This window comes from Sphingomonas sp. URJC2, assembly GCF_059803575.1.
On the sequence record NZ_JAPFGX010000018.1, the window covers coordinates 1 to 16,650 of the forward strand.

Sequence of the window (16,650 nt, forward strand, 5' to 3'; positions counted from 1 at the left end):
ACCCCCACCCGGCCTCCCACAGTGTATCCTGCCGTTGGGAGGCCGGGTGGGGGTGCGGGCCGGTGCCGTTCTTCCCAGCTAACAACGTCCGCGGCCGCGACAAACAAACCGTCTTGCCACGCAGGAACCGGCTTCAACCCCAACCGCGCTTGGCCTAAGAACAAATCACAAAGCACAAGGGAGACGATCATGGACGCGCTTGTTTCGACCGACTGGCTGGAAAAGGAGCTTGGGGCGTTCGATCTGCGCGTCGTCGATGCGACCTGGCTGATGGACGGCGAAGGCGATGCCGCCGCCGCCTATGAGCAGGCGCATATCCCGGGTGCCGTGTTCATGGACCTGCGCGAAATCGCCGACAGCTCGACCAGCCTGCCCAACATGCTGCCCCCGGCGGAAAAGTTTGCCAGCCGCATGCAGTCGCTGGGGCTGGGCGATGGCAGCCGCATCGTCGTCTATGACCAGTCGCCCTATAAGAGCGCGGCGCGCGCCTGGTGGATGCTGCGCACCTTTGGCGCGCATGACGTGGCGATCCTCGATGGCGGCTTTGCCAAGTGGAAGGCCGAGGTCCGCCCGGTCGAATCGGGCAAGCCGACGCTGCGCCACCGCCATTTCACCGCGTGGAACGACGCCACCGGGGTGCGCACGCTCGACCAGATGAAGGCCAATATCGGCAGCCGCGCCGAACAGGTGGTCGATGCGCGCGGCGCGACCCGCTTTGCCGGTCAGGCGCTCGAGCGGCCGGGCGTCGCGCCGGGCCATATCCCGGGCGCGCGCAACCTGCCTTATGAGCAATTGTTCAACGCCGACGGCACGTGGAAAACCGGCGATGAGCTTCGCGCCGCCTTTGCCGGGGCCGGGGTCGATCTCGACCGCCCGGTCGTCACCAGCTGCGGTTCGGGGATGACGGCGGCGGTGCTGTTCTTCGGCCTGCATCTGCTCGGCAAGACCGACATCGCGCTCTATGACGGGTCGTGGAGCGAATGGGGTGCCGATCCCTCGACCCCCAAGGAAGTCGGCGCGCCGGCGTGAGCGGCGACCACGGGGCGGGCGACGGGCTGGATCCCGCCACCCGCCTGGTGCTGGCCGGGCGGCGGCCGGAATGGACCGATGCGCTCGTCAACCCGCCGGTCTGGCGCGGCTCGACCGTGCTTTATGGCAGTGTCGCCGAAATGCGCGCGCGCCAGCACGACACCCATCACAAGCTCTATTACGGCCGGCGCGGCACGCCGACGCAATGGGCGCTCGCCGACGCGCTGACCGCGCTCGAGCCGGGGGCGGCGGGGACATTGCTCTATCCATCGGGCGTCGCGGCGATTGCCGCGGCGCTGATGAGCGTGCTGTCGACCGGCGATGAACTGCTGATGGTCGACAGCGCCTATGAGCCGACGCGCAGCCTGTGCGACGGGCTGCTGACGCGGATGGGCATTGCCACCCGCTATTATGACCCGCTGATCGGCGGCGGCATTGCCGAACTGATCGGCCCGCGCACCCGCGCGATCTTCCTCGAAAGCCCGGGCAGCCTGACCTTCGAGGTGCAGGATGTGCCCGCCATCGTCGCGGTCGCGCGCGCGCACGGCATCACCACGCTCATTGACAATAGCTGGGCGACGCCGCTGTTCCTGCCCGCGATCGCGCTGGGCGTCGATCTGTCGATCCTGTCCTGCACCAAATATGTCGTCGGCCATTCGGACGCGCTGCTCGGCTCGGTGACGGCCGCGCCCGGGCGCTGGCAGGCGCTGCGCCAGGCCAGCTATCAGCTGGGCCAGCATGTCGGGCCGGACGATGCCTGGCTGGGGCTGCGGGGGCTGCGCACCCTGGGCGTGCGGCTGGCGGCGCACCGCGACAATGGCCTGCGCATCGCCCGCTGGCTCGCCGATCAGCCCGAGGTTGCCGCCGTGCTCCACCCGGCTTTGCCCGGCTGTCCGGGGCATGAGCTGTTCATGCGCGATTTCCGGGGGGCGAGCGGCCTGTTCTCGTTCGTGCTGGCGGGCGGCGACGATGCCGCGCGCGTCGCGCTGATCGACGGGCTGAAGCTGTTCGGCATCGGCTATAGCTGGGGCGGGTTTGAAAGCCTGGCCATTCCCGCCGATCCGCAAAGCCTGCGCACGGCGACGCGCTTTGCCGCCGCCGGGCCGCTGGTCCGCCTGCATGTCGGGCTGGAGGATCCGGACGATCTGATCGCCGATCTTGCCGCCGGGCTGGCGCGGTTCCGCGCGCTGCGCGACCGGTCAGCGCACTAGCCGTAGCAACTGGCCGATTTCGCGGTCGAGCGTCTGGGCGAGCAGCCGGGCCGCAGGCGGCCGCGCCGTCTGGTCGCGGGTCATCAGCGCCGACAGGCCGGCGGCGGCGATCCGCGCGGTTTCGCCGGCCAGCCGGTCGAACCGCCGCTGCGCCAGGCTGGGCGCGCGCTGATAGCGTTCGCCGATCTGGCCGGGGACCGGCTGCGGCGCGGGGTCGCCGCACATCTGGGCGACCTGCTGGCGGGTCGCGATCAGCCGTTCAAGCGTGGCTTCGGGATCAAGGCTTGCCATGCCGCCGCTCTAGGCGGGGCAAGGCTAAAACAAGGCTAACGCCGCGCTCCGGGCTGTGCGGGAGCGGTGCGGCCGCGAATCTGAACGCGGCGTTCCGCTGCGGTTCAGCGAGCACCCGGCAGCATCGCCGCCATCAACGCAAGCTGGAGGCGAAGGGTGACACAGTTCAGACATCGCTGGATTGCCGGGTTGCTGCTGCCGGCGGCCCTGATCGGGGCCGCGGCACCGGCCGAGGCGCAGTGGCGCGACCGCTGGCGGCGCGACCGCGGGGATGACCGCGCGGCGCTGGCGATCGGCGCGGGCATTGTCGGGCTGGCGGCGGGGGCGGCATTGGCCTCGTCGCGCGGCGACCGCTGGGACCGTTGGGACCGCTGGGATCGGCGCGGCCGATGGGACCGTTGGGACCGGCGTGACCGCTGGGGCTGGGGTCCGGGCTGGCGCGGGCGCTGGGATCCACGCTTCGACGGGCCGGGCTGGGGTGGCGGTAGCTGGCACGGCGGCTGGCGCGATGGCGGCCGCTGGGGACCGGGCGTGCGCTGCTGGCGCGAACGGGTATGGGATGACTGGCGTGGCCGCTGGCGGCGGGTGCGGGTCTGCGGCTGAAACCGGCTGCGGGCGCGGGATCAGCGCAGCGCGGCGCGCAGGCCGGCACCGCCGGTGTCGGCCTGTGCCACCTGCACCGCTCCGGCAGTGCGCGGGGCGTGGACAAAGCCGTGCGCCGGATAGACGGTCGACCCGACATCGCCGATCGACGCATACCAGACCTTGACCTGGCTCCAGTCGCCGGCGGGCGACACGTCGATCACGCGCACATCCTGCTCGACCTGGCCGGGCCGTGACCAATTGGCGTGGGTGACGGTGATTTCGCGCGCCGAGACGATGCGGCTGACGACGGCGACATGGCCGACGCGCATCCGGCCATGCGGCTTCATCACCAGCACGCTGCCGGCCTCGGGCCGGCTGCCGCGCGCGAACCGGCCTTCGGCCTGCGCCCACCAGCTGCCGGCATTGCCGTAAAGATCGATCCCCGACGCCATCCGCGCAAAGGGCGCGCACTGCCAGAACTGGGCCTGGGCGGGCGCTGCGGCAGCCATCGCTGCAAACAGCGCGATCAGGGCGGCGACAAGGCGGCGGGCGAGGGGATTCGTCTGCGTCACGAGCTTCTGGCTAGGGGCAAAGATTACCCAAATCTTTAGCCCAGCGACGAAATGCGGCAGCGGCGGGACGAGCCGGGACGGCCGCCCCACTCGCCGCACGGGGCGTGCAGTTCGTCGCAGCCGGTCGCGCGACCGCATGCTTGGAAGCGGGCACGCATCGGACTATAGCCCCCGGCCATGGAGCGGCTGGACGGCGGCTCGGCGGTTCCGGCGCAGCTGCGCGGCGGGATTGTCGCGCTCGGCAACTTTGACGGGTTTCACCTCGGGCACCAGGCAGTGGTGGGCCGGGCGGTCGCCCGCGCGCGCGCCGAGGGGCGGCCGGCACTGGTCGCGACCTTCGATCCGCATCCGGTGCGGTTTTTCAGCCCCGATGCCCCGCCCTTCCGCCTGACGACGCTTGACCAGCGCGCGCGGCTGTTCGCCGCTGCCGGCGCGGATGCGATGGTCGTGTTCCGGTTCGACGCCGCGCTCGCCGCTCTGTCGGCCGAAGCGTTCATCGCCGAGCGGCTGGCCGGTCTGCTCGGCGCGGCCGGGGTCGTGACCGGGGAGGATTTCACCTTCGGGCGCGGGCGCGGCGGCAATGTCGACCTACTGCGCACGCTCGGCCCGGCGCATGGCATCGCCGCCGAAGCGGTCGCCCCGGTGATGCTGGGCGACGAGCCGGTATCGTCCAGCCGCATCCGCGCCGCGCTTCAGGCCGGCGACTGTGCGGCGGCGGCGCGGCTGCTGACCCGCCCGTTCGCGATTGCCGGCGAGGTCCGCCACGGGGCCAAGCTTGGCCGCACCATCGGCTATCCGACCGCCAATCTCGATCTCGGCAGCTATTTGCGGCCGGCCTATGGCATTTATGCAGTGCGCGGCCGGCTGCCGGGCGGGCAGATTGCGGGCGGGGCCGCCAATCTCGGCATCCGGCCGAGCTTCGATCCGCCGGTCGAACTGCTCGAGCCTTATTTCTTCGATTTTTCCGGCGATCTTTACGGCCAGACGATCGAGGTCGAGCTGATCGCCTATCTGCGGCCCGAGGCGCGGTTCGACACGCTCGACGCGCTTGTCGCCCAGATGGACCGCGACTGTGCGGCGGCGCGGGCGATTCTGGCGGCCATGCCCGCCGCCTGAGCGGGGTCAGGCCGCTTCGGTGGCGGCAATGGGCGCGAGCGCCGACAGGAACTGCGCCGCGCTCGCCTCCCAGGAAAAGCTGCGGCCATAGGCGGCACAGGCCGCGCGGTCGCGGGTCAGCGCCTCGGCAATCGCCGCGCCCAGATCCTCGCGCATCGCACCTGTGGCGGGGGTCAGCACATCGACCGGGCCGCTCACCGGATAGGCGGCGACCGGCGTGCCGCACGCCAGCGCCTCGATCATCACCAGCCCGAATGTGTCGGTGCGGCTGGGAAACACCAGCACATCGGCCCCGGCATAGGCCCCGGCGAGCGCGCGGCCGCCAAGCGCCCCCAGAAACAGCGCATCGGGATAAAGCCGCTCCAGCTCCGCGCGCGCCGGGCCGTCGCCGACCACGACGCGGGTGCCGGGCTGGCGCGTGGCCAGAAACGCCGCGATGTTCTTTTCGACCGCCACCCGGCCGACATAAAGCTGGATCGGCCGCGCCAGCCCGGCAAAGGCGGCGGGCGGCGGCGCATCGGGCGTGAACTGGGCCAGATCGACGCCCCGGCCCCAATGGCGCAGATGGGCGACGCCATGCGCGGTCAGCGTGCGGCGAATGGACGGCGTCGACACCAGCACCGCGCGCGCCGGGGCGTGGAACCAGCGGATATAGCGCCAGATCCAGGCCGCGGGCATGCCGGTGCGCTTTTCGACATAATCGGGAAACTGGGTGTGATAGGCGGTGGTGAAAGGCAGGCCGTGCCTGAGGCACCAGCGCCGCGCGGCAAGGCAGAGCGGTCCCTCGGTCGCCAGATGCACGGCATCCGCGCCAGATGCGGCGATGCGCTGGCCGACCGAGCGTGATGTCGCCATTGCCAGCCGGATTTCGGGATAGGTCGGGCAGGGCAGCGACGCATAGAGATCGGGCGAGATCACCTCGACCGCATGGCCCTGGCGCTCCAGCGTCGCGCGCACCGCTTCCAGCGTGCGCACCACGCCATTGACCTGCGGTGCCCAGGCGTCGGTGACGAGGGCGATGCGCATCCCGGTGCGCCTCAGGCCGCGACCAGCGCTGCTGCCGGCACCGCCCGCTGCGCGTCGGCGGCCTTGCGCTTCTCGACCTCGTCGGCCCAGTGCAGCACCTCCATCCGCCCGTCGAAATGCTCGACGAGCGCGGTGCAGCCCTCCACCCAGTCGCCGTCATTGTAATAATCGACGCCGCCGATGCGGCGGATTTCGGCGGTGTGGATATGGCCGCACACCACCCCGTCGACGCCGCGCGCCTCGGCCTCGTGCGCCACCACTTCCTCGAACCGGCCGATGAACTCGACCGCGTTCTTGACCTTGTGCTTGGCGACCTTGGACAGCGACCAATAAGGCAGGCCCAGCCGGCTGCGGATGGCGTTCACGATCACGTTGACCCGCATCAGCGTCACATAGGCGGCGTCGCCGACATAGGCGAGCCAGCGATGGGCGAGCATCACTGCGTCGAACTCGTCGCCGTGCAGCACCAGCAGCTTGCGCCCGTCGGCGGTCTCGTGGATCGCCTTGCGCCGGATCGCGACGCCGCCAAAGCTCAGCCCGGTGAACTGGCGGAACATCTCGTCATGATTGCCGGGGATATAGGTGATGCGCGTGCCGCGCTTGGCGCGCTTCAGGATCCGCCACACCACGTCATTGTGGCTGGCCGGCCAGTAGAAGCGCTTTTTCATCCGCCAGCCATCGATGATGTCGCCGACCAGATAGAGCATGTCCGAATCGACATGGTCGAGGAAATCGATCAGCAGCCGCGCATTGCAGCCGCGCGTGCCGAGATGGATGTCGGAAATCCAGATCGTGCGGAACCGCCGCCGGTCATGCCCTTCCGGTTCGGGATGGGCGGGCGGGGCGAGATGGAAATCGGCCAGATCCGCGCCGGCCAGATCGAAATCGGCCGTCCCGGCACTGTCCAGCGGCACGCGCATCACGGCGTTCATCATCGGCGACCCCCGCATCGGCAGGGCGCCTATGGCCGATCAATATGACAGTCCGCCGATCAAGCGGTGACAGGGGCATGACAGGGGGGAGGGCATGGCCGGCCCCCGCCGCCCGGTCAGTCGAGCGTCAGCACGATCTTGCCGACATGGTCGCCCGATTCCATCCGCCGGTGCGCGTCGGCGGCGGCGGCGAGCGGGAAGGTCGCATCGATCACCGGGCGCAGCCGCCCGTCGCGGACATGCGGCCACACCATCCGGTCCAGCTCGTCGGCGACCAGCGTCTTGAACTCGGTGCTGCGCGCGCGCAGCGTCGAACCGGTGATCGTCAGCCGGCGGCGCATCACGTCGAAGATCGGGATTTCGGCGGTCGCGCCGCGCTGGATGGCGATCGACACGTGCCGGCCCTCTTCGGCCAGGCATTTGAGGTTGCGCGGCAGATAATCGCCGCCGACCATGTCGATCACCGCCTGCACGCCCTGGCCGCCGGTCGCTTCGTGCACCGCCGCCACGAAATCGGTGGTGCGATAGTTGATCGCCACATCGGCGCCGAGCGCGCGGGCGCGGGCGCATTTCTCGTCCGACCCGCAGGTGACGATGATCTTCAGCCCGAACAGCCCGGAAAGCGCGATCGCCATCGTGCCGATGCCGCTGGTGCCGCCATGGACGAGCACGGTGTCGCCGTCGCGGGCATAAGCGCGCTCGAACAGATTGACCCAGACGGTGAACAGCGTCTCGGGGATCGCCGCGGCCTCGACCATCGACAGCCCCTCGGGGACGATCAGGCACTGGCCGGCCGGCGCGACCGCATATTGGGCATAGCCGCCGCCCGCGATCAGCGCGCAGACCGGCTGGCCGATCAGCGATTCCTCGGCCAGTCCGTGCGCGGCGACGACTTCGCCCGCGACCTCGAGGCCAAGGATGGTCGGCGCGCCCGGCGGCGGCGGATAGGCCCCCAGCCGCTGGACGATGTCGGGCCGGTTCACCCCGGCCGCCGCCACCCGGATCAGCACCTCGCCGGGGCCGGGCACCGGCACCGGCCGCTCCACGGGGGTCAGCACCTCCGGCCCGCCGGGGGTGGCGGGATCGATGGCGAGCATGGTCGTCGGCAGGGCCTGGGTCATGATATTGGGAACAGTCATCGCGCCCTCCCTAGCGGGGACAGGAGGACAAGTCAGCCGCTTGCGTGCAACCCGTTGCTCCCGCAGCGGGACGGATGCGGCCCGGCCATGTTGACTCCGGCCCCGCCGCGCGCGACGCTTGCGCCATGGATGACGAACCCGCCTCCCCCCTGCCGCGCGGCGGGCCGCTGGCGGCGGTCCTGGCCGAAGATCTGGGGCCGCTGTCCGTCGACGAGCTTCAGGCGCGCATCGCCGCGCTCGAGGGCGAGGTCGCCCGTGTCCGGGCACAAATAACCGGCCGGATTAATCACCGTGCAAGCGCCGATGCGCTATTTAGGAAATAAGGGCGGATCGCGCCGCGCATTCGCCTGTCGGGCCTTTTACGGACTTGCACCGCGCCTCCCGAGCGCCAACATCGTCGACAGAGCGGCAACGGGCTTCCGCCCGCCGCAGGAGTGAGTTGAATGCCGTCTTTTGCACCCGCGCTCGAAACCACCCTCCACAAGGCGCTGACCCATGCATCGGGACGCCGGCACGAATATGCGACGCTTGAGCATCTGCTGCTCGCGCTCACCGACGATGTCGATGCCTCGAAAGTCATGGTCGCCTGCGGCGTCGATCTGGGCGAGCTGAAAGACGCGGTCACCCGCTATCTTGACACCGAGCTTGAGGCGCTGCGCGTCGAGGGCGAGACCGATCCGTCGCCGACCAGCGGCTTCCAGCGCGTCGTCCAGCGTGCGATCCTGCACGTCCAGTCGTCGGGCCGCGAGGAAGTGACCGGCGCGAACGTGCTCGTCGCGCTGTTTTCCGAGCGCGAATCCTATGCCGTCTATTTCCTGCAGCAGCAGGACATGAGCCGGCTGGATGCGGTCAGCTTCATCAGCCACGGCGTCGGCAAGGGCGGCCAGCCGTCCGAGCCGCGCGAGGTCAAGGGCGCGGAAGAGGAAAAGCCCGCCAAGACCGAAGGCAAGCAGAAGAACGAGAGCGCGCTCAAGCAGTTCTGCGTCAACCTCAATGAGAAGGCGCGCGACGGTAAGGTCGACCCGCTGATCGGCCGCGGGCCGGAGGTCGACCGCACGATCCAGATCCTGTGCCGCCGGTCGAAGAACAACCCGCTCTATGTCGGCGATCCCGGCGTCGGCAAGACGGCGATCGCCGAGGGGCTGGCGCGCAAGATTATCGAAGGCGATGTGCCCGATGTGCTCGCCAATGCGGTCATCTATGCGCTCGACATGGGGGCGCTGCTCGCCGGCACCCGCTATCGCGGCGATTTCGAGGAGCGGCTGAAGGCCGTGGTCTCGGAACTGGAAAAGATGCCGCACGCGATCCTGTTCATCGACGAGATCCACACGGTGATCGGCGCGGGCGCGACCTCGGGCGGGGCGATGGATGCGTCCAACCTGCTCAAGCCGGCGCTGTCGGGCGGGCAGATCCGCTGCATCGGCTCGACCACCTACAAGGAGTTCCGCAACCATTTCGAAAAGGACCGCGCGCTGCTGCGCCGGTTCCAGAAGATCGACGTCAACGAGCCGACCATCGAGGACACGATCAAGATCCTGTCGGGGCTGCGGACCGCGTTCGAGACGCATCATTCGGTCAAATACACGCCCGATGCGATCAAGTCGGCGGTCGAGCTGTCGGCGCGCTACATCAACGACCGCAAGCTGCCCGACAAGGCGATCGACGTGATCGACGAAGTGGGCGCGATGCAGATGCTGGTCGCGCCCGGCAAGCGCAAGAAGGTGATTACCCCGCGCGAGATCGAGGCGGTGATCGCGACGATGGCGCGCATCCCGCCGAAATCGGTGTCGTCGGACGACAAGAAGACGCTCGAAAGCCTCGAAACCGATCTCAAGCGGGTGGTGTTCGGCCAGGATCTGGCGATCGAGAAGCTTGCCTCGGCGATCAAGCTCAGCCGTGCGGGGCTGCGCGATCCCGACAAGCCCATCGGCAACTATCTGTTCACCGGCCCGACCGGCGTCGGCAAGACCGAGGTCGCGCGTCAGCTGGCGACGATCCTCGGCATCCCGCTGCAGCGGTTCGACATGTCCGAATATATGGAGCGCCATTCGGTCAGCCGGCTGATCGGCGCGCCGCCGGGCTATGTCGGCTATGATCAGGGCGGGCTGCTCACCGATGCGGTCGACCAGCAGCCGCACTGCGTGCTGCTGCTCGACGAGATCGAGAAGGCGCATCCGGACCTCTACAACATCCTGTTGCAGGTCATGGACAATGGCAAGCTGACCGATCACCACGGCAAGACCGTCGATTTCCGCAACGTCATCCTGATCATGACGACCAATGCCGGCGCCGCCGACATGGCGCGCGAGGCGGTCGGCTTCGGCGCGGTCACGCGCGAGGGCGAGGATGAGGAAGCGGTCAAGCGGATGTTCACGCCCGAGTTCCGCAACCGGCTCGATGCCATCGTGCCGTTCGGCTATCTGCCGCCCGAAGTGGTCGCGCGCGTTGTCGACAAGTTCATCCTGCAGCTCGAACTGCAACTGGCCGACCGCGAAGTGCATATCGACCTCGACGCCGAGGCCAAGGCGTGGCTGACCGCGCGGGGCTATGACAAGCTTTATGGCGCGCGGCCGATGGGCCGGCTGATCCAGGAAAAGGTCAAGCAGCCGCTGGCCGAGGAGCTGCTGTTCGGCAAGCTCGTCCATGGCGGCGAGGTGAAGGTGCATCTGAAGGACGATGCGCTCGCCTTCCAGATCACCCCCGCCGCGCCCAAGCGGCCGAAAAAGAAGGGCGGGCAGGCCAAGGCCGACGTCAAGGCCTGACGCGGCCGGCCAGCCAGACCGACCAGATGAAACAGCGGCGGCACCGGAGCGATCCGGTGCCGCCTCTTTTTTTGTCTCGCTGCCGTTCCGGATGTTTTTGCCCGCCTCCGAGCGGGCAGGGCGGCCGGGGCATGGCTGGCGCGGCCGGTGGCGACCGGCTAGCAAGGGGCGAGCAAAGGGGGGATGTCGATGCTGTCACGTTTGCGCGGCTGGGTCCGGGCGCATCCGGTCATAAGCGCGCTGGTGCTGATCGGGATCGTCCTGATCGGCTGGACGGTGCTGCGGCCGCGCAGCCGGGCCTATGCCTATGTCGCCGAACCGGTGGTGCGCGGCGATGTCGTCCGCCGCGTGACGGCCAGCGGCCGCATCCGTGCGCTCAACACCTTCAAGGTCGGGGCGGAGATTTCCGGCCAGATCCTCGCCGTCCATGTCGATTTCAACACGCCGGTCGCCGCCGGCCAGCTGCTCGCCGAGATCGACCCGACGCGCCCGCGCGCCCGTGTCGCCCAGGCCGAAGCCGCCGTCGCCTCGGCCGAGGCCGCGCTCGCCCAGGCGCGGGCGGGCTTTGTCCGCGCCCAGACCGATATCGCCGTGCAGGACCGGGATTTCGCGCGGCGGGAGGCGCTGGCCGGGCGCGGTTTCCTGTCCCGCACCGATCTGGACGGGGCGGAAAATGCCCGCGCCGCCGCCCGCGCCGGCCTGCAGACCGGCCGCGCCCAGATTGCCAGCGCGCAGGCCCAGATCGCGCAGGCACGTGCCGAACTCAGCGCCGCGCGGCTCGATCTTGCCCGCACGCGCATCGTCGCCCCGGCGGCGGGCGTCGTCATCAACCGGCTGGTCGATCCGGGCGCGACCGTCGCCGCCAGCTTCCAGACCCCCAATCTGTTCGAAATCGCCGCCGACACCAACCGGATGCAGGTCGAGGCCGCGGTCGACGAGGCCGATATCGGCCAGGTGCGCGAGGGGCAGAGCGTCACCTTCACCGTCGACAGCTATCCGGGCGAACGCTTTGCCGCGACGGTGCGGCAGATCCGCAAGGCGCCGAGCGAGGCGCAGAACGTCATCAGCTATGCCGTGGTGATCGATGTCGACAACCGCGCCGGCAAGCTGCTGCCGGGGATGACCGCCAATGTCGAGATCGTCACCGGGCTGCGGCGGCAGGTGCTGCGCGCGCCGGCTGCGGCGCTCAGGTTCCGCCCGCGCGCCGAGGACCGGGGCACGGCGCAGCCGCCCAGGGGCACCATCGTCTGGGTGGCGGGCACCGATCCCTATCGCCCGTCGCCGCGCCGGGTGACGCTGGGCCTGCAGGGCGAGGATCATGTCGAGATCCGCACCGGGCTCAGCGCCGGCGAGCGCGTGCTCGTCCGCAGCCGCACGACCGCGCGTCCGCGCACGGATGCAGAGGCGGGGGACGACGACAGCGGCGAGCCGGGCGATGACGGCTGATCCGGGCGCGCCGCCGCTCGTCGAGGCGCGGGCGCTGGTCAAGGAATATCGGCTGGGCGGCGAAACGCTGCGCGCGGTCGCCGGCGTGTCGGTCAGCATCGCGCGCGGCGAGTTCGTCGCCATCATGGGGGCGAGCGGATCGGGCAAATCGACCTTCATGAACATGGTCGGCGCGCTCGACGTGCCGACATCGGGCCAGATGCTGATCGACGGCGTCGATCTGGGCCAGCTCGACAATGATGCGCTGGCGGCGCTCCGCAACCGCAAGATCGGTTTCGTGTTCCAGCAGTTCAACCTGCTGGCGCGCACCACCGCGCTCGACAATGTCGGCACGCCGCTGATCTATGCCGGGCTGGGCCAGGCCGAACGCCGGGCGCGGGCGCGCGTCGCGCTGGAGGCGATGGGGCTGGGCGAACGGCTGCTGCACACGCCCGCCAAGCTGTCGGGCGGGCAGCAGCAGCGCGTCGCCATCGCCCGCGCACTCGTCACCGATCCGCTGATGATCCTTGCCGACGAACCGACCGGCGCGCTCGACAGCGCGACCTCCGAGGACATTATGGGGATTTTCCAGCGGCTGAACGATGCCGGCAAGACGGTGATCCTCGTCACCCATGAACCCGATATCGCCGCCTATGCCGCGCGCCGGCTGGTGTTCCGCGACGGGCAGGTGATCGAGGACCGGCCGGTCGCCGACCGGCGGCGGGCAGGATGAGCGGGGCCGGGATGAAGGATGGCGGGGCAATGACGGCTGCGGCACCGGCAGAGGCGATGATCATCGGCAGCGCGCCGGCACCGGGCGGGGCGGCGGCGCGGATCGCGCGCATCGCCGGCGGCTGGGGCGTCAACATCGCCATCGCGCTCACCGCGCTGCGCACCAACATGCTGCGCTCGCTGCTCACCTCGCTCGGCGTGATGATCGGGGTGCTGTCGGTCGTGCTCGCGGTCGCGGTGGGCGAGGGCGCGCGCCTGTCGGTGATGGATTCGATCTCGACCCTTGGCTCCAACATGGCAATCGTCCTGCCCCAGCCTGAAAACCGGGGCGGGCGGCGGGTGTCGGATCGCGGGCGGCTGACCGAACGCGATGCCCGCGCGGTGCTGCGCAGCGTGGCCGGCGTCACCGCCATCGCGCCGCAGCTGCGCTCGACCGTCCAGCTCGTCTCGGGCGGGCGCAACACCAGCACCACTGCCATCGGCATGACGCCCGATTATGGCCGCATCACCGGGCTGGACGTCGCCCAGGGCCGGTTCGTGCAGGATGCCGATGTCCGCACCGCCGCGCGCGTCACCGTGATCGGGCCGACGGTCGCCGGGCGGCTGTTCGGCGATCTCGATCCGGTCGGCCAGACCGTCAGGATCAGCCGCGTGCCGTTCACCGTGATCGGTGTGCTCGAAAGCAAGGGATCGAGTTTCGGTCAGGACAATGACGATCTGGTGCTGGTGCCGCTGACCACCGCGCGCCAGCGTTTCGCCTCCAGCCTGCCCGGCGCCGATGATCTGGCGGTGCTGTTCGTCGGCTTTGACGACGGGGTCGACCTGGCCGATGCCAAGCGCCGGCTGACCCGGCTGCTGCGCCAGCGCAACAATATCGGGCGCGGCGAGATGAACCCGTTCACGATCAACACCACCGCCGAGTTTATGGAGGCCTCGGCCACCGTCACCGCCGTGTTCCAGGCGGTGCTCGTCGCCATTGCGTCGATCTCGCTGCTGGTCGGCGGGATCGGCATCATGAACATCATGCTCGTCTCGGTGACCGAGCGGACGCGCGAGATCGGCCTGCGCATGGCGCTCGGCGCGCGGCGCAGCGACATCCGCAACCAGTTTCTGGTCGAGGCGGCGGTGCTGTGCGTGATCGGCGGCACCGCCGGGCTGGCGCTCGCCTATGGCTGTGCGGCGCTGTTCGAGCGGCTGGCCGATTTTCCGGCCCCGATCGGGCTGGGGACGGCGCTGCTCGCGATCCTGTTCGCCGGGGGCATCGGGCTGGTGTTCGGCGGCTATCCGGCAATCCGCGCGTCGCGCCTGTCGCCGATCGACGCGCTACGCAGCGAATAGCGCCGGTCAGGTCGGTCCGGCTCTCGAGCGCTCTAGCCCTTTGATCTGTCGCATTTTCCGAGTCGCCGGGCCGATCGGCCCGGCTTGAAAATGCTCTAGTCCTCAAGGATCAGGCTGTGGTCGCGGGTGTCGCGCATCCGCAGATAGACGATCAGCGACAGGCCGATCATCGCCGTCACATAGGCATAAAAGCCGCGCTCCATCCCCTGCTGTTTCAGCCACAGGGCGACATATTCGGCGGTGCCGCCGAACAGCGTGTTGGCGATGGCATAGGGCAGCGCCACGCCCAGCGCGCGGATATGGGCGGGAAACATCTCGGCCTTCACCACCGCGTTGATCGCCGTATAGCCGGTGACGATCAGCAGCGCCGCGCCGACCAGCGCAAACGCCGTCAGCGGATCGCGCACCGTCTCCAGCGCGGTGAAGATCGGCCAGGTGAACAGCAGCCCGGCGACGCCGAAGCCGATCATCAGCGGCTTGCGCCCGATCCGGTCGGACAGCGCGCCCGCCACCGGCTGGGCGAGCATGAACAGCAGCAGCGCGCCGGTCATGATCGCGCTGGCGGTTTCACGGCTGAACCCGGCTGTGTTGGCGAGGAACTTCTGCATATAGATCGAATAGGCGTAGAAGGCGAGCGTGCCGCCCGCGGTCAGCGCCATCACCGTCATCGCCGCACGCGGATGGTGGCGCAGCAGGGCGAGCGCGCCGCTGCGTCCGGCTGCATCGGCGCGGGCGTTGCGGAAGCTCTCGGTCTCGGCCAGCCGCCGCCGCAGCCAGAACACGACCACCGCCAGCGCGCCGCCAAGTGCGAACGGGATGCGCCAGCCCCAGGCCTCAAGGCTGTCGGCCGACATCACCGCTTGCAGCACCAGCAGCACGCCGAGCGCCGCCAGTTGCCCGGCGATCAGCGTCACATATTGAAAACTCGAATAAAAACCGCGCCGGCTGCGCCCCGCCATTTCCGACAAATAGGTCGCGCTGGCGCCATATTCGCCGCCCAGGCTCAGCCCCTGTGCCAGCCGCGCGATCAGCAGGATCACGGGGGCCGCCCAGCCGATCCGGTCATGCCCCGGCGTCAGCGCGATGGCGAATGATCCGCCGCACATCAGGCTGACCGACAGGGTCAGCCCGGCCTTGCGGCCATGGCGGTCGGCATAGACGCCCATCAGCCAGCCGCCGATCGGGCGCATCAGAAACCCGACCGCAAACACCGCCGCCGCCTGCAACAGCTGCGCGGTCGGATCGCCGGCCGGGAAAAAGGCCGGGGCGAAATACAAAGTGAAGGCGGCATAGACATACCAGTCATACCATTCGACCAGATTGCCCGCCGACCCGCCAAGGATCGCGCGCAGTCGCGCGCTGCGGTCGCCGGGGGGGAGGGACGGTGCGCCGTCGGTCGCCTGTGCTGCCATGCCGCCTGCTAGACCAAATCGCCGCGCGCGGGAATCCGGCTGACAGCGGCGGCAAAAGCCGGAACAATGCACCCCGGCACAAGACCATGACGACAAGACAAAAAAGGGAGAGGCACGGCGATGTTCGAGACGATCACTCTGGCGGTCGAAGACGGGATTGCGACGATCACGCTCAACCGGCCCGACCGGCTCAACGCCTTCACCCCGCAGATGATGGCGGAGCTGATCGCCGCCTTTGACCGGACCGATGGCGATGATGCGGTGCGCGCGGTGATCGTGACCGGGGCCGGGCGCGGCTTTTGCGCCGGGGCCGATCTGGGCGATGGCGGCGCGACCTTCGACTATGCCGAGCGGCCCGACAAGCTGGCCTATGGGTCGCCGATCGGGCCGGACGGCGCCGTTGATTGGGGGCATGAGGCGGTGCGGGACAATGGCGGGCGGCTGGCGCTGCGGCTGTTTGGGTCGCTCAAGCCGGTGATTGCCGCGATCAACGGCCCGGCGGTCGGCGTCGGCGTGACGATGACGCTGCCGATGGATTTCCGCTTCGCCAGCGCCGATGCCCGCTTCGGCTTCGTCTTTGCCCGGCGCGGCATCGTGCCCGAGGCGGCGTCGAGCTGGTTCCTGCCCCGGCTGGTCGGCATCGGCCAGGCGCTCGACTGGTGCTATTCGGGCCGCATCTTCGGCGCGGAGGAAGCCCGCGCCGCCGGGCTGGTGCGCAGCGTCCATGCGCCGGACGACCTGCTTGCCGCCGCGCGGGCCTTTGCGCGCGAGCTGACGGCGGACAGCGCCCCGGTCTCGGTCGCGCTCACCCGGCAGATGCTGTGGCGGATGCTCGGGGCCGATCATCCGATGGCCGCCCACCGGCTCGACAGCCGCGCCGTCTGGGTGCGCGGCGGCAGCGCCGATGCGCGCGAGGGGGTGGAAAGCTTCCTCGCCAAGCGGCCGGCGCGCTTCCCCGACCGTGTGTCGGACGCCCTGCCGCGCTGGCCGGGCATGATGGAGGATCCGGGGTATAGCTGAGGGGGGGTGTTTGCGGTGCGGCTCACGCCGCACGGGAGTTTGTTCTTCAGGAAGAACGGC

General features: G+C 69.6%; 16 protein-coding genes. 10 read left to right on the top strand and 6 right to left on the bottom strand.

The genetic code is table 11. The annotated features are described in order from the left end of the window. Positions 1–189: 189 nt before the first annotated feature. Together sseA and metC are read left to right on the top strand one after the other, a co-directional pair. Entirely contained in the window at positions 190–1,029 is an 840-nt protein-coding gene (sseA, locus tag OPU66_RS08410; protein ID WP_498553176.1) for a 3-mercaptopyruvate sulfurtransferase, read from the top strand. After that, entirely contained in the window at positions 1,026–2,240 is a 1,215-nt protein-coding gene (metC, locus tag OPU66_RS08415) for a cystathionine beta-lyase (RefSeq protein WP_498553177.1), read from the top strand. The genes sseA and metC overlap by 4 nt, the downstream gene beginning before the upstream one ends. Here the strand turns inward: metC and OPU66_RS08420 are convergent. Further along, on the bottom strand, positions 2,229–2,531 hold the full coding sequence (locus tag OPU66_RS08420) for a hypothetical protein (RefSeq protein ID WP_498553178.1): 303 nt from the start codon (positions 2,529–2,531) through the stop codon (positions 2,229–2,231). The two genes, metC and OPU66_RS08420, sit on opposite strands and share 12 nt — an antisense overlap. A 156-nt stretch (positions 2,532–2,687) precedes the next feature. Between OPU66_RS08420 and OPU66_RS08425 the strand changes: the two genes are divergently transcribed. Beyond that, positions 2,688–3,134: a hypothetical protein gene (locus OPU66_RS08425; protein ID WP_498553179.1), complete on the top strand. Its 447-nt coding sequence runs from the start codon at positions 2,688–2,690 to the stop codon at positions 3,132–3,134. A gap of 20 nt (positions 3,135–3,154) precedes the next feature. Here the strand turns inward: OPU66_RS08425 and OPU66_RS08430 are convergent, their stop codons facing one another. Then, a complete protein-coding gene (locus OPU66_RS08430; RefSeq protein ID WP_498553221.1) occupies positions 3,155–3,625 on the bottom strand; it encodes a CHAP domain-containing protein in 471 nt (156 codons plus the stop codon). Between the two features lie 240 nt (positions 3,626–3,865). On the opposite strand from OPU66_RS08430, the gene OPU66_RS08435 reads away from it, so the two are divergent. After that, positions 3,866–4,804: a bifunctional riboflavin kinase/FAD synthetase gene (locus OPU66_RS08435; RefSeq protein ID WP_498553180.1), complete on the top strand. Its 939-nt coding sequence runs from the start codon at positions 3,866–3,868 to the stop codon at positions 4,802–4,804. A gap of 6 nt (positions 4,805–4,810) precedes the next feature. On the opposite strand, the gene OPU66_RS08440 is transcribed toward OPU66_RS08435, so the two are convergent. From OPU66_RS08440 to OPU66_RS08450, 3 genes are all read right to left on the bottom strand, one after another. Continuing rightward, on the bottom strand, positions 4,811–5,830 hold the full coding sequence (locus OPU66_RS08440) for a glycosyltransferase family 4 protein (RefSeq protein ID WP_498553181.1): 1,020 nt from the start codon (positions 5,828–5,830) through the stop codon (positions 4,811–4,813). An 11-nt stretch (positions 5,831–5,841) separates the two neighbouring features. Further along, on the bottom strand, positions 5,842–6,762 hold the full coding sequence (locus OPU66_RS08445) for a UDP-2,3-diacylglucosamine diphosphatase (protein WP_498553222.1): 921 nt from the start codon (positions 6,760–6,762) through the stop codon (positions 5,842–5,844). Positions 6,763–6,878: 116 nt separating this feature from the next. Beyond that, a complete protein-coding gene (locus OPU66_RS08450; RefSeq protein ID WP_498553182.1) occupies positions 6,879–7,901 on the bottom strand; it encodes an NAD(P)H-quinone oxidoreductase in 1,023 nt (340 codons plus the stop codon). 125 nt (positions 7,902–8,026) lie between these two features. Between OPU66_RS08450 and OPU66_RS08455 the strand changes: the two genes are divergently transcribed. The 5 genes from OPU66_RS08455 to OPU66_RS08475 all read left to right on the top strand — a co-directional run bounded on the left by OPU66_RS08455 (position 8,027) and on the right by OPU66_RS08475 (position 14,158). Next, on the top strand, positions 8,027–8,224 hold the full coding sequence (locus OPU66_RS08455; protein WP_498553183.1) for a DUF1192 domain-containing protein: 198 nt from the start codon (positions 8,027–8,029) through the stop codon (positions 8,222–8,224). 120 nt (positions 8,225–8,344) lie between these two features. After that, positions 8,345–10,663 carry an ATP-dependent Clp protease ATP-binding subunit ClpA gene (gene clpA, locus OPU66_RS08460; RefSeq protein ID WP_498553184.1) on the top strand — a complete coding sequence of 773 codons (2,319 nt, stop codon included), beginning with the start codon at positions 8,345–8,347 and terminating at the stop codon, positions 10,661–10,663. 189 nt (positions 10,664–10,852) lie between these two features. Then, complete coding sequence (locus tag OPU66_RS08465) at positions 10,853–12,109, top strand: efflux RND transporter periplasmic adaptor subunit (protein WP_498553185.1); 1,257 nt, start codon at positions 10,853–10,855, stop codon at positions 12,107–12,109. Next, positions 12,099–12,821 (top strand): ABC transporter ATP-binding protein, encoded by a 723-nt coding sequence (locus tag OPU66_RS08470; protein WP_498553186.1) that lies wholly within the window; start codon positions 12,099–12,101, stop codon positions 12,819–12,821. Before OPU66_RS08465 ends, OPU66_RS08470 begins: the two co-directional genes overlap by 11 nt. A 29-nt stretch (positions 12,822–12,850) precedes the next feature. After that, positions 12,851–14,158 carry an ABC transporter permease gene (locus OPU66_RS08475; protein WP_498553187.1) on the top strand — a complete coding sequence of 436 codons (1,308 nt, stop codon included), beginning with the start codon at positions 12,851–12,853 and terminating at the stop codon, positions 14,156–14,158. Between the two features lie 95 nt (positions 14,159–14,253). Here OPU66_RS08475 and OPU66_RS08480 read toward each other — a convergent pair whose 3' ends face one another. Next, complete coding sequence (locus OPU66_RS08480; RefSeq protein ID WP_498553188.1) at positions 14,254–15,570, bottom strand: MFS transporter; 1,317 nt, start codon at positions 15,568–15,570, stop codon at positions 14,254–14,256. A gap of 120 nt (positions 15,571–15,690) precedes the next feature. Between OPU66_RS08480 and OPU66_RS08485 the strand changes: the two genes are divergently transcribed. Continuing rightward, a complete protein-coding gene (locus OPU66_RS08485) occupies positions 15,691–16,590 on the top strand; it encodes a crotonase/enoyl-CoA hydratase family protein (protein ID WP_498553189.1) in 900 nt (299 codons plus the stop codon). The last annotated feature ends 60 nt before the right edge of the window (positions 16,591–16,650 follow it).

Coding starts and splice junctions, on each gene's coding strand:
- sseA (WP_498553176.1), top strand. CDS start 190: ATGGACGCGCTTGTTTCGACCGACTGGCTGGAAAAGGAGCTTGGGGCG.
- OPU66_RS08420 (WP_498553178.1), bottom strand. CDS start 2,531: ATGGCAAGCCTTGATCCCGAAGCCACGCTTGAACGGCTGATCGCGACC.
- OPU66_RS08430 (WP_498553221.1), bottom strand. CDS start 3,625: ATGGCTGCCGCAGCGCCCGCCCAGGCCCAGTTCTGGCAGTGCGCGCCC.
- OPU66_RS08435 (WP_498553180.1), top strand. CDS start 3,866: ATGGAGCGGCTGGACGGCGGCTCGGCGGTTCCGGCGCAGCTGCGCGGC.
- OPU66_RS08440 (WP_498553181.1), bottom strand. CDS start 5,830: ATGCGCATCGCCCTCGTCACCGACGCCTGGGCACCGCAGGTCAATGGC.
- OPU66_RS08445 (WP_498553222.1), bottom strand. CDS start 6,762: ATGAACGCCGTGATGCGCGTGCCGCTGGACAGTGCCGGGACGGCCGAT.
- OPU66_RS08450 (WP_498553182.1), bottom strand. CDS start 7,901: ATGACTGTTCCCAATATCATGACCCAGGCCCTGCCGACGACCATGCTC.
- OPU66_RS08455 (WP_498553183.1), top strand. CDS start 8,027: ATGGATGACGAACCCGCCTCCCCCCTGCCGCGCGGCGGGCCGCTGGCG.
- clpA (WP_498553184.1), top strand. CDS start 8,345: ATGCCGTCTTTTGCACCCGCGCTCGAAACCACCCTCCACAAGGCGCTG.
- OPU66_RS08465 (WP_498553185.1), top strand. CDS start 10,853: ATGCTGTCACGTTTGCGCGGCTGGGTCCGGGCGCATCCGGTCATAAGC.
- OPU66_RS08470 (WP_498553186.1), top strand. CDS start 12,099: ATGACGGCTGATCCGGGCGCGCCGCCGCTCGTCGAGGCGCGGGCGCTG.
- OPU66_RS08475 (WP_498553187.1), top strand. CDS start 12,851: ATGACGGCTGCGGCACCGGCAGAGGCGATGATCATCGGCAGCGCGCCG.
- OPU66_RS08480 (WP_498553188.1), bottom strand. CDS start 15,570: ATGGCAGCACAGGCGACCGACGGCGCACCGTCCCTCCCCCCCGGCGAC.
- OPU66_RS08485 (WP_498553189.1), top strand. CDS start 15,691: ATGTTCGAGACGATCACTCTGGCGGTCGAAGACGGGATTGCGACGATC.